Genomic DNA, 11,754 nt, shown 5'->3' with positions numbered 1-11,754 from the left:
GGAAACCGTCACGCGCTGTCCTTCATACACGAAAACGGCTATCATTTTCATCTGATGGAGCAGTATTGCTCCGTGTGGACGAACACTCTGTGTGTCGAATGAAGGGGGACGCATGAATCGCGCCGAGCCGGCGGTCAGGGCGTGGCGATGCCCCGCGCCGAACCCCGATGCCCGGATGCGGCTACTGTGCTTCGCCCACGCGGGCGCAGCGGCGAGCGCGTTCCGGCCGTGGACGGAACTGCTGCCGCCGTGGATCGAACTGCACGCCGCCCAGCTCCCCGGCCGCGAGGACCGCTGGAGCGAACCGGCGCAGACGACGATGTCCGGTGTCGTCGCGGATCTCCTGCCCGGGCTGACCGCGTTGGCCGATCGGCCGACTGTCCTCTTCGGGCACAGCCTCGGCGCGACCATCGCCTACGAAGCCGCGTGCGCGCTGGGGAACGCGGGGCATCTGGTCGTATCGGGCAAGGAGACGCCGCACCAGCATCGGCGCGACAGCTTCCACACCGCGCCGGACGCCGAACTGGCCGCCGAGATCGCGCGACTGCGAGGCGAGCGGCCGACGTCGATGGCCGCGCTCGGCGGCGACTACCTGCTGCCCATCCTGCGCGCCGATTACGCCGTCAACGAGACCTACCGGCCGGTCATGGGCAGGGAACGGCTGGCGTGTCCCATCACAGCACTGACCGGCGTCGACGACGGCGAACTGACGTCCGCGCACGTGCACGCCTGGGCGGGATACACCCGCGCCGAGTTCCGGGCGGTGTTCGTGCCCGGTGACCACTTCCACGTCTTCGACCACCCCGCGGCCACGATCGCCGCGGTCGTCACGGCCGTCGGCCCGCTCGCGGAAGGAACCGCATGACCGAGGATTTCTACCACCGGACCGCGGAGTACGTCGCCGTGCTGCTCCGGCAGGCATGGACCGGCCTGGGCCCGGTGCTCACCGACGCACTGTCCGGTGTGGACACCAGCGGTGGGCCGGTCGTCGACGTCGGCGCCGGGACCGGGCTCGGCACCGCTGTCCTCGCGGCCGCGCTGCCCGGTGCCGACATCATCGCCATCGAGCCGAATCCGGCCCTGCGGACGGCGCTGCTCACCCGGTGCGTCGAGGACGACGACCTCGCCCGCCGCGTCACCGTCCTCGGCGCCGACGCGCTCGTCGCGCCACTGCCGGACCGGCTCTCCGTTGTCCTCGCGATGAACGTGCTCGGCCACTTCGATCCCAGGGAACGCCAAGCCTTGTGGGGCATGCTCGCCAACCGTCTCACTCCCGGCGGACGGGCGATCCTCAACTTGCAGCCACCTACGACAGCTGTCGCCATCCCCGCGACCCCCATGGCGCAGGTGCGCATCGGTGGCCGGGAGTACCTCGGCGTCGCCGCCGCCGAACCCGCCGGTCCGGACGCCGTCACCTGGAATATGACCTACCGGGTCGATCAGCGAGGAAACGTCGTCACCGAGCTGACCGCATCCGATCTTTGGCATGTGATCACCGCGTCGGCGCTGGCGGACGAAGTCGCCAAGTACGGCCTCCGGCTCACGGTCACCAACCCGGACCACGAGCTGTACACGATCACTCGAATCTGACGTCTTGCCCGTCGCCACGGTGGTGCGTGAGTGTGGTCCGGAACGAGGTGGATTGCAGTTGTCGGTGGTGAAGGAGCGTTCGACGCGGCAGAAGGCTGTGGTGGCGTCATTGCTGAAGTCCGAGAGCCGTTTTCGATCCGCACAGGCCTTCTACGCGCAGCTGCGTACGCGCGGGGAGACGATCGGGCTGTCGACGGTCTACCGAAATTTGCAGTCCATGGTCGAAGCAGGCAAGGCCGACGTGCTCAGGATCGGTGGTGAGACCCTGTATCGGTACTGCTCGGACGAACCGCACTACCACGTGGTGTGCCGTTCGTGCGGGTACACCGTCGAAGTCGCGGAGAACTCCATCTCGACGTGGGCCGGTGATGTGGCTGCGGAGCACGGATATCGCTATGTCAGTCACATGGTCGACGTCGTCGGTGTCTGCGGTGCCTGCGGAGAAGAGAGCGTCGGCGGTTCCCGTGGTCCGGCGCGGTGACGCCGGACCACGGACGCGCTCAGACGACGGTGGGCTCCTTGGCCAGGAAGAAGTACGCGTAGCGTTCGTCGAGGTCGTTGCGTGGTACCAGCCGGACCGTCTGGGGAGTGAAGCCGCAGCGTTCGGAGAGTTCCCAGAACTCGTTGATCGGGTAGGTCGTCATGTTCGCCAGTCCGCGGCGGTAGGCGCGGCGTCGTGGTTTGGTGAGCCAGCTGCCGGTGTCGTACTTGATCTGGATCAGGGCCAGGCCACCGGGCGCGAGAAGGCCGTGGGCGATGCGCAGGAGCCGCTCGCCGTACTCCGGCGACGGGATCAGCTCGAAGACGTAGAAGGACAGAAACACGTCGCAGAGGCCGTCGATCTGTCCGAGCGCGGCTTCCGGGTCGGCGACCTCGATGGCCACCGGATGGAAGGGGGTCTCGCAGACTTTCGCGACCTGCTTACCGCATTCGGCAAGGGAATCGCGAGAGATGTCGACTCCGATGAACTCCTTGGCACCCGGGGCGAAGTGGACCGCGTTGGCCCCGCCGCCGCAGCCCCATTCGACGATCCGGTTCCAAGGCCGGGCGAACTCGGCCATGCGGGCGCCGGCTTCGAACAGGGCGAGGTGATCCGCGCCGATCCGGTGCCACAGGTCGTTGTCCCGGAAGACCGGGGCGTCGCGCCAGTGGGAGTCGGCCGCCCAGCGGGAGCCCGCCGGTCGTCGCCAGTAGTCCTGCGCGTCGGCGGCGATCGCCGAATCGGGTTGCCGGAGGCCCGCGGTCACCAGAGCGCGCTGCAGGAGGTCCTCCGCGGTGCTGGCGAGCCGCTTGCCGCGGGCGAGGGCGTTCGGTCTTTCTGCCATGGGTGAAGCCTTTCGCTGAAGGTCACGGATGCCCGCGCCGAAACGGTTCGGGGACATCCGTGCGGTGAGGCCGTCGCACGTCTCAGGAGCAACGGGTGGGTAAGAAACCTCAGCGAAAGACAGGGGGCCCACGCCGCGGACGAGCGCGTCGCAGCAGGACTGCCGTCATGATGTTCGGTTCCGCCGCACGGAGAACCAGTGCTCGCAACGGGGGATGGGAGGTGGCGACCGGCGCCGGAATCCAGCCGAGCGCCCGCCACACCAGGCCACGCAGCGCGATCGCCGCGGTATCGGCGCGGGTGAGCAGGAGGCCGAGCAGCACGACGGCGAGCGCGTGCGCGCCGAAAAGCTGGACCGGATCGATCTCAGTCAGGACCGGGGCGATGTGGCGGTGGGTCAGGTGCGAGGGGAGCAGGAGAACGGCGTGCAGGACGCCCTGCGTGGCCGCCAGCGCCCCGATCGCGGCGACCGGTCCTCGGCTGCGGTCGGCGATGGCGGTGCCCGCCCACCCGATCACGCCACCGATGGCCAGCGCCATCCCGATGTTGGGAACGACGCCCCCGCCGAGAACGTGGGCGGCGAGCCCGAGCGCCGCCGCCGCGCCGGCCAGCACGATGCTGCGGGCAGCGTTCACCGCCACCGGAAGGCCTGCGCTGTCCCGTGCCACATTCGCAGCTTACGTGCCGCGCGGACCGGCCGGTTCCGCCAAGTGCGGTCCGCTGACGGTCAGCGGACCGCCGTGACGTAGGCCAGACAGCCGAGTTCTCCTTGCGCCTCAACGGTGAATCCGGCTTCCCGGACGAGTCCGGGGAGACGCCCGTCGGGGTCGTCCAGCATCCGCGGCCCGGATGCCAAACCGACCAGATGCCTGCCGAGTGACGACCGGGGCGGCCGGAAATCGGCGAGGGCGAGCCGTCCGCCGGCGCGCAGCACCCGCCGCATCTCCCGCAGCGCCGCGGCCTGGCCGCCGTCCGGCAGGTGATGCAGCATCAGGCTGGAGAGCACGACGTCGAACTCGCCGTCGCTCCCGGGCAATTCCTGGCCGCCGGGCGGCCAAGGAGAAGTCGTGATCAGCCGTCTGATTGCCGTGGTGGCCACCGCGTTGGCGCTCGGGCTGCTCGGGACCGCTCCGGCGAACGCGACCGCGAGGCTGGAGAGCAGCGATCCGGCCGAGGGATCGTCGTTGACCGTGGCACCGGCTGCGGCCACGCTCACCTTCAGCGAACCAGTGGATCTCTCGTCGGCGGCGATCACCCTGACCGGGCCGGACTCGCAGCCGCTGACACTGCCCGCTCCCACGACGGCTGAGCGAGTGGTGACACAGCCATTGCCCGCGCTGTCCAACGGTTCCTTCGTGTTGAACTACAAGTTGCGGTCGATCGACGGGCATCGGGTGAGCGGAGCAGTGAAGTTCGCCGTCGCCGCTCCGGCGCCGACCACGACCACCACAGTGGCATCGTCGACCACTCCACCGGTCACCGCCACCTCCTCGGTGACCGCGGCCGAACAAGCCCCGGAGTCCGAGGGTTCGTCGGCACTCGGCTGGGTCCTCGGCGGCGGCGCGGCGCTGCTCGTGGCCGTCGGCGTGGCGATCTGGCTCGTCCGGCGGCGGGCGTGAACGCACCGGCGGGGTGGCTCCTCCTGATCGGGGGAGCGCTGATCAAGATCACGTTCGACGGCACCTACCTTCGCTACGTGAAGCCGGGCATGGCGCCTTGGCTGGTCGGAGCCGGCTTCACCGCCGTGGCGCTCGCCGTCGTCGCGATCGTGAGAGACATCCGCGGAGCCAAGGCGTCGGCGGGCGCCGGACACGAGCACGAACACCGCACCCGCAGTACCTGGCTGATGCTTCTGCCGGTCCTCGCGATCTTCCTGATCGTTCCGCCGGCGCTGGGTTCGGATTCGGTCAACCGAGCCGGTTCCCGAACCGTGACCGCACCGATCGCCGATGACACGGGGAAGGTGCCTTTCGCGCCGCTGCCGCCTGGTGACCCGGTTCGAATGCGATTCTCGGACTTGGTCACCCGCGCGGGCTGGGACAGCGCTGGGACCCTCAACGGCCGGGTCGTCGAGCTGACCGGCTTCATCGTCCATGACAGAAAGGGAAGGCCGTACCTGGCCCGGATCGTCATGGGATGTTGCGCGGCCGACACGTTCCCGGTGCACACGATGCTCGCCGGAGATCGATTGCCGCCGTGGCGCGACGATCAATGGTTGACCGTGACCGGCACGATGATTCCGTCGACCGCGACCAAGGCGAACAGATACACGCCCACCATGAAGGTCGTCGACGCCCGTTCTATTTCAGCGCCCGCGGACGGTTATGAATATTGATCAGACGAAAGTATTAATCACCTCGGCCACCACGGAAAACGTCGTATCGGCACGTACAATCGGCGGGCCGGGCGGGCAAGTGGCCGGGCAGGACAGGGAATAAGAACAGCCCGCGGTCCGCCGTCGCCGATCCCGGACGTCTAGGGGAATAGACGTAACGGGACACGGCACGGCGGGCCACGGGAGTCCGGCGTGGGGTGCGAACCCTAAACCTTCGCCGCCACCGTCGGCGTCAAGTGTTCGGACCGATCGAGCGCATGGAGACACCACGCGCAACCCAGTCCGATCAAGGCCAGCACGCCCCACGGCGCCGCAGGGACGCCGATATTCCTGGCGACGTCGAGCGCTGAACCGGTGCCGAGATTGCCGAGCAGGATGCCGACACCGACCACGGTGTTGTAGAGCCCATAGTGGGTCGCGACCAGCTTGCCGCCGGACAGAGCGACGATCGTGTCCATCTCGAACGGGAACACCACGATCGTCCCGATCGCCAGCAACGCGGCGGACGTCAGCAGCGAAATCCAGCCGAGCACTGCCGGCGTGTTACCCGAGGTGGCCATGGGCGGCACGAAGGCCGCCCCCATCAGCAGGAGGCCGATGGCGAGACAGCGCCCGTGCCCCCACCGCCGTCGGCACCACGTCGTGATCCGCAGCTGGCCCGCGATGGCCAGCCCGCCGGATACCGCGAACAGCAAGGTGACCAGCGCTGTTCCCTCGAAACCGGGACCGCCGATCCGCCGTGCCTCCAGGGGGAGTGCGAGATAGATCTGGAACGACAGGACGTACGAGCCGATCATCGCGAGCGAGAACAGCAGGAACGACCGGTTGCCGAAGGCGATACTCCAGTCCTGCCGGATCGACGTCCGCGAGGCTTGCCTGTCGGCCGCCTTCGACCGGGCGGGCAGCGACCTGATCTGCAGAATCGTCAGGACCGCGAACACCGCGGCGGCGGTGAGACAGGTGATCTGGAAGGAGAAGGTGGTGAGGGCGAGTCCCACCACCGGGCCGAGCAGGATGCCGGCCTGATAGAAGACGTTGAACAGCGCGAACGCCTCGACTCGGCGTTCCTCACCGGCGTCTTCGGCGAGATAGGCGCGTACGGCGGGGTTGAACAGGGCGCCGGCGAACCCGGTCGCCGCCGAGGCGATGATCAGCGCGGGAACGGTGTCGACCACGCCGAGCACCGCGAATCCGCCGGTGCGCAGCGCGCATCCGGCCACGATGAGCGGCTTGTAGCCGAGCCGGTCGGCGAGCGTGCCGCCGATCAGGAACATGCCCTGCTGGGAGAAGTTCCGTACGCCGAGGATGAGGCCGACGGCCCAGCCCGCGAGCGCCAGTTCGGCCGACAGGTGGTCGGCCAGGTAGGGCATCAGCATGTAGAAGCCGAGGTTGATGGTGAACTGGTTGAGCATCAACAATCGGGAAGGCCGGTCGAATGACCTGAACTTCGAAGCCAGTTCTTTCATGCCCGCACTCCGGACGGGGCGACGATGTGGGCGCATCGTGTCCAGCGCTCCACGACGCGGTCGGTGGGCCGGTCGATGACGTCCGGTTCCTGTGCCGGGACGTGGTCGAGCAGCCCGTGCCGAGCGCAGTAGTCGTCGTTGTAGACGGTGTCGAAGTAGCGATGCGGTCCATCGGGGAAGATCGCCGCGATCCGCGTGTCAGCGTGTTCGGTCCGGGCCAGCCAGCCGGCGACCAGCGCGGTGGCGCCGACGCTCCAGCCGCCGGTCGCGTGGTGCGACGCCGCGAGACGGCGGCAGCTCCACACCGCCTCGGCGGGAGCGACCCAATGCACCTCGTCGAAGCCGCCATAGTCCACATTGCGGGGATAGATGCTCGACCCGAGTCCGCGCATCAGCCGTGGCCGCGACGGTTGCCCGAAGATCGTCGAACCGATGGTGTCGACGCCGACCACTTTCAGCTTCGGAAAGCGCCTCCGCAGCACCCGCGAGACCCCTGCGGAATGCCCGCCGGTCCCGACCGAACAGACCAGGACGTCCACCCGGTCGAGCTGGGTGACGAGCTCCAGGGCGAGCGGTTCGTAGGCGGCGACGTTGTCGGGATTGTTGTACTGGTCGGGGCAATACGCGTCAGGGTCTTCGGCGAGAAGCTGCCGGACGCGGTCCCGGCGTGCCTGCTGCCAGCCACCGCTCGGATGCGGAGTGGTGACGAGCTCGACCCGCGCGCCGTAGGCGGCGAGCATCCGGTGCATGATCGGCTCGAGGCCCGGATCGGTCACGACGGTCACCGGATGTCCGTACGTGATGCCAGCGAGCGCGAGGCCGAACCCCAGCGTGCCGCTGGTCGACTCCACGATCCGAGCGCCCGGCGCCAGGTCGCCACGCTCCCGGGCCCGGGCCCGGGCGACCATGTGCAACGCGGGGCGGTCCTTCATCCCGCCGGGGTTGAATCCTTCGAGTTTGGCCCAGAAACCGCGGCCGGGCGACGCATTCGGTGCGTCGATCCAGAGCACGGGGGTCCCGCCGACCGCGCCGGCCGGGCTCCGGCCGTGCGAGCCGTGCCTTTGTTGTTCCGGCAGGGCGTTTTCGGGCAGCATCGAGCCAGTAGCGGACATGGATGTCCTCATCGAGGTCTCTTTCCTGAGTCGTCGCGAGGCGCGACAAAGCAACGGAAGTGGTCAGCGGAGACAGATGCTGATCACGTCCGTGCGACGCAGAGCTCGATGAGAAGGCCACGGCCTGGTCTGCAGGGATCACGTCCGGCGTTGCCGTGACCGTGAGTGTGGACCGACGGGCCGCCGTCGGCTCCTGATGGCAGCGCCGCGGCGATCGGGACCGCCGTCCAGGCGTCGTCGGTCGTCACACGAAGCGCGCGGCAATAAGGGTCCGCCGACTGATGCGGGGTGTGGTCATGATGTGCCGGGTCGCAGTGGTCATCGATCGGCGACGAGGAGGCGGCATCGTGGGTGACGGCGGCCTGCTCGTGGTGTTGGCCGTTGTGCGTATGGGAAAAGCACGGACCCAGGTGCAACGACAAGAAGCAGAGCAGGAGGGCGAACACCCACATCATCGACGTCGTCCTGCGACGCGACGTAGCCGAGTTGCCCCTCACAGTTACCGAACCGTAGCAGGGATGATCTTCGAATAGGTCGTTGTGGACGGCTGGACGTCGCAGTTCGCCAGAAATTCACCCGTTCTCGCACTGCCGCTACGTTCGGTGACTGTGACGTGCAGTCCACCTATCTGCCTGCCACTACACCGCCGAGTTGCTCGTCGTCGTGGAGTTGAGTGTCCTTTGCGGTGATCTGGAGCTTGGTCTGTGCGGCCCAGGCGAAAACCATGACCGGGCAGTGATTCCTGGCACTGGTTGGCATCGGTGTTTCTCGGCGATGCTTCTCCGGTCATCACACCGAATGGCCTGGGGCTACTCGTGAACGGCACTCTCACCGAGACCAGGATCTGCGCGTTGGCCACCGCTCGAGGGCTCGACCTCTCGACCGCGAGCTGTGACGTGGATGTCGATATCCAGCACTACGAAGACTGGTCCAATCGCACCCGGACGTCCATCTTCGGTTGCTTCACAGGGCCGTGTGGCCTCGACCCGGCCGCTGCCTGAGGAGTCCGGACTCGGCGCGCTGAAACGCCATTGTCTTGTGGCGCTAAGTCTTTATGCGGGGTCGGGTTGTGGCCTCCAGGTCGAGTTTGGCCTGGAGGTTCTGCCTGGCCGATCAGTGCAGGTGCTGGCGCACTGAGGGGGAGAGAGTGCGCCAGCCACGGGTGCACCATGCCACACATGTCTTCCTGGCAGAAGATGCTCTCGTCGAGACATGGACTCAGGTCATTGCACCATTTGTGCTACTCGGACAAGCGTGATCTGCAAGGTGGCGATGCCGAAGTCGGGCCGTTCAGCTCGATCTGCGACGCGTTGCGTAACGTGCTGGTGTCCATTCAGCACAGCCGGTTGGACAGATGCCGGCAGACATCGCGCGCACGACGGCATCGGTCGAATTCTCGATCTTCGGGCCGGTACCTTGTCCACGACAATCCGCTCCGCGGATGATTTATGGCGCTCTCATCGTCGCGCCTCCAGCCGTCCGGCAAGCTCGGTTCGTCCGGCGGAACGCCACGATTCGAATCCGCGGGAGGCGTACCCCTGGGCCACGCGTGGTCTGCGCTGTTACGCGCTGTTACGCGCGGATCGCTCCCGGCGATCTCTGTTCCGGAGTGCGATGTGGAACCGCTCATGCTCGAAACGGTCGCCCGTGAGGTCGCGCGAGGTGCCACGGCCGAACTCGTGGAATTGGTGCGCCGGAAGTTCGCCACGGACCCCGCGAGGGCATCGGTCCTGTCCGAAGCCGAGGCCAACCCTGACGATTCCGAAGTTCGGCAACGCCTGGAGCAGGAACTGCTCGATGTCATGATCGTGGACAAGAATTTCGCCGGCAGCCTCGCGAAGCTGGTCAACTCCTCGGAGCACGAATCACCAGTCGCCGATCCCGAACCGCTGGAGGCGGCGCCGGGGCCGGTGCGGGGTTTTCTCGGTCTGACCGTGTCCACGGCCAGTGAGCAGACCACGGCAGGCTCGGACTTCTCCATCTTCGTGCTGGTACAGAACCCGTTCGACGTACCGATCGCCATCCACCAGGTGCAGACCCATGTGCCCGTCGATCTTCTGGACGTGAACCGCCTCCGGGCGAAGAACGCCAAACTCGCCGCGTCGGCTCCCCCGTCCGGCGCCGTCTCACAAGTCTGGGACAACTTCCGGCAGCGGAGGCGGATCCGGCGGAACATCCGGGCGTCGCCATCGCTGTCGGCACCGAGTTCGATCCCGAAGTCGCCAAGGACCTGTTCCGCAGTACCGTCGCCGTCCAACGCGACCTGAACCTCACCAACAGCACCGCGTCCTTCTCAGCCATGAGCCTGGTGATGCCGCAGGACGCCTCGAGCGATCAGCTCGACGCAGTCATGCGGCGGATTGTCGCGTACAACCGGGGCGAGATACCGGTGAAACTGCAGCCCGGTGACTCAGTGGTACGGCAATTCGTCCTGCGCACCAGATCCCGCTTGTTCTTCCGGCCACTGAGTCATACCTTCCAGATCCAGGTCAACTACTCCGTCGACGGCGTCGACCACACCGGCACGATCCCGTTCCAGCTCAGCATTCAAGCGGCCATCGGCTCCATCGCCTGGGGAAGCGTCACCGGCGCAACGCTGGGCACGCTGGTGAAGACGCTCGGTTCGGCACCGGAGACGATCACGGCCTGGGGAAGCTTTTCCGCACTGGCGGTATCCCTCATGGCGGCGATCGCGGTCGTGGTCGCGTTCGCCAGAAAGAGTGCGGCCCAGCCGTTGGTCTCGATCGAGGACTTCTGGGGTGGTCTGGTCATCGGCTTCAGCGTCGGCTATCTGGGATTCGACCAGTTCGTGAATCTTCTGCCGGGCGGCAGCTGATCGTTGTCGGTGATCGGGTCCTCCCGATCACCGACAACGGGCGATCGGCCAATGAACCTACCTGGTCTATTGGTCGATCAGAGCAACCTGCTGTGGGACCTGAACCATTTCGGTGATGCTCACTGCCGTCGCCACATGCCTATCCGGTCACCGAAACAGACGGAACCTCGGTGTCGGAGCCAGCTGTCGTGGGCGTGAGAATGCCTCCGGGGGCACAGACAACATCCCCACAAGCTCAGGCGCGGCTTCGCGCTGGAGTTCGTGGGAGGGCGTCACGTCGATGATCCTTTCCGCTACGTGAGTGATCTCCGGCAGCTGGTCTGCCGGGAGCTTGATCGTGATTGTCGCATGTTCGCCGTCGTCGTGGACCATGATGGCGAGCTGGACGGCTTCGAACAGTGCTTGAAGGTACGGTCCCGGCGCCAACGCGATGTTCATCGCGAGGTAGGGCAGTGCGTCGATCAGGGGCAGGTCCTCTGCCGTCATCCCCTTCGGTGTCGCGGCAAGGTCCGCTTCGTCCAGTTCGGTGATCTTGGCCTGGAGCCGCTTCTCTTCGCCTGCCAGGTTGTTGTAGCTACCTCGCAGGGCGGTGGTGAAGGGGTCGTCTGGGTCGCCTTGCTGCGCCTGTTTCAGGATCGATGCCTGCTGTTTGGTGATCTCAGCCAGCTTTCGCTGAATACGGTCCCGTTCGGCCTCGCGTTCCGTAGCCGCGTGATCGTCGACGCCTTCGAGGTCGGCTTCCAGGATCGCCCGGCGGTCAGGGCCGAATACTCGGTCGGCGAAGAACTTGGCCACCGCGTCCAGTACAGAGTCCTCGCGAAGGTAGAGGGCCTTCTCATGGTCTGCGAACCTGTCCGGTCGACCTCGGTTGTTGTTGTTCGGCCTGCAGAGGTAGTACGCCCGGCCATGGCGCGGATCTCCGAACATCCGTCTTCCGCATTCGTGGAACATCCGTCCGCGGAACAGGTATGTCCTGGCTGTGGCCGGGTGCTTGTTCGTGGGTTCGGTGCCGTCTCGCGAGCCCTGGTTGGACTTCCATCCCGCGTTGATCGCGTCGTACATCCACTTCGGGATCAGCGGCTCATGGACAG

The 11,754-nt window shown here is 66.8% G+C and carries 13 protein-coding genes; 7 read left to right on the top strand and 6 right to left on the bottom strand.

Annotation, left to right across the window (positions count from 1 at the left end):
* Window positions 1-112: 112 nt before the first annotated feature.
* From AC0685_RS38115 to AC0685_RS38105, 3 genes are all read left to right on the top strand, one after another.
* Window positions 113-865 (top strand): thioesterase II family protein, encoded by a 753-nt coding sequence (locus AC0685_RS38115; RefSeq protein ID WP_478229933.1) that lies wholly within the window; start codon window positions 113-115, stop codon window positions 863-865.
* Window positions 862-1,590: a class I SAM-dependent methyltransferase gene (locus AC0685_RS38110; RefSeq protein WP_478229932.1), complete on the top strand. Its 729-nt coding sequence runs from the start codon at window positions 862-864 to the stop codon at window positions 1,588-1,590. The genes AC0685_RS38115 and AC0685_RS38110 overlap by 4 nt, the downstream gene beginning before the upstream one ends.
* A gap of 64 nt (window positions 1,591-1,654) precedes the next feature.
* Window positions 1,655-2,071 (top strand): Fur family transcriptional regulator, encoded by a 417-nt coding sequence (locus tag AC0685_RS38105; protein WP_478229979.1) that lies wholly within the window; start codon window positions 1,655-1,657, stop codon window positions 2,069-2,071.
* A 19-nt stretch (window positions 2,072-2,090) separates the two neighbouring features.
* Here AC0685_RS38105 and AC0685_RS38100 read toward each other — a convergent pair whose 3' ends face one another.
* From AC0685_RS38100 to AC0685_RS38090, 3 genes are all read right to left on the bottom strand, one after another.
* The gene (locus AC0685_RS38100; protein WP_478229931.1) at window positions 2,091-2,915 is read right to left on the bottom strand and encodes a class I SAM-dependent methyltransferase; all 825 of its coding nucleotides are present in this window, start codon (window positions 2,913-2,915) and stop codon (window positions 2,091-2,093) included.
* 109 nt (window positions 2,916-3,024) lie between these two features.
* Window positions 3,025-3,582, bottom strand: coding sequence for a hypothetical protein (locus AC0685_RS38095; RefSeq protein ID WP_478229930.1), 558 nt, complete (start codon window positions 3,580-3,582; stop codon window positions 3,025-3,027).
* A 59-nt stretch (window positions 3,583-3,641) separates the two neighbouring features.
* A complete protein-coding gene (locus tag AC0685_RS38090) occupies window positions 3,642-3,950 on the bottom strand; it encodes a class I SAM-dependent methyltransferase (protein WP_478229929.1) in 309 nt (102 codons plus the stop codon).
* A gap of 31 nt (window positions 3,951-3,981) precedes the next feature.
* Between AC0685_RS38090 and AC0685_RS38085 the strand changes: the two genes are divergently transcribed.
* Both AC0685_RS38085 and AC0685_RS38080 read left to right on the top strand, forming a co-directional pair.
* The gene (locus AC0685_RS38085; protein WP_478229928.1) at window positions 3,982-4,533 is read left to right on the top strand and encodes a copper resistance CopC family protein; all 552 of its coding nucleotides are present in this window, start codon (window positions 3,982-3,984) and stop codon (window positions 4,531-4,533) included.
* Complete coding sequence (locus AC0685_RS38080; RefSeq protein WP_478229927.1) at window positions 4,530-5,249, top strand: TIGR03943 family putative permease subunit; 720 nt, start codon at window positions 4,530-4,532, stop codon at window positions 5,247-5,249. Before AC0685_RS38085 ends, AC0685_RS38080 begins: the two co-directional genes overlap by 4 nt.
* Before the next feature lie 206 nt (window positions 5,250-5,455).
* On the opposite strand, the gene AC0685_RS38075 is transcribed toward AC0685_RS38080, so the two are convergent.
* On the bottom strand, window positions 5,456-6,715 hold the full coding sequence (locus tag AC0685_RS38075; protein WP_478229926.1) for an MDR family MFS transporter: 1,260 nt from the start codon (window positions 6,713-6,715) through the stop codon (window positions 5,456-5,458).
* The gene (locus AC0685_RS38070) at window positions 6,712-7,809 is read right to left on the bottom strand and encodes a PLP-dependent cysteine synthase family protein (protein WP_478229978.1); all 1,098 of its coding nucleotides are present in this window, start codon (window positions 7,807-7,809) and stop codon (window positions 6,712-6,714) included. Before AC0685_RS38070 ends, AC0685_RS38075 begins: the two co-directional genes overlap by 4 nt.
* 1,646 nt (window positions 7,810-9,455) lie before the next feature.
* Here AC0685_RS38070 and AC0685_RS38065 point away from each other — a divergent pair.
* Both AC0685_RS38065 and AC0685_RS38060 read left to right on the top strand, forming a co-directional pair.
* Window positions 9,456-10,094 (top strand): hypothetical protein, encoded by a 639-nt coding sequence (locus tag AC0685_RS38065; protein WP_478229925.1) that lies wholly within the window; start codon window positions 9,456-9,458, stop codon window positions 10,092-10,094.
* Between the two features lie 32 nt (window positions 10,095-10,126).
* Window positions 10,127-10,663, top strand: a complete 537-nt coding sequence (locus AC0685_RS38060) for a hypothetical protein (RefSeq protein ID WP_478229924.1) — start codon at window positions 10,127-10,129, stop codon at window positions 10,661-10,663.
* A 147-nt stretch (window positions 10,664-10,810) separates the two neighbouring features.
* Here AC0685_RS38060 and AC0685_RS38055 read toward each other — a convergent pair whose 3' ends face one another.
* Window positions 10,811-11,725: a recombinase zinc ribbon domain-containing protein gene (locus tag AC0685_RS38055; protein WP_478229923.1), complete on the bottom strand. Its 915-nt coding sequence runs from the start codon at window positions 11,723-11,725 to the stop codon at window positions 10,811-10,813.
* Window positions 11,726-11,754 lie beyond the last annotated feature (29 nt).

The sequence above is a fragment of the Amycolatopsis sp. NPDC043889 genome (genome assembly GCF_056435645.1).
The sequence above is the reverse complement of the archived record's forward strand: the minus strand, read 5'-3'. Positions and strand labels throughout refer to the sequence as shown.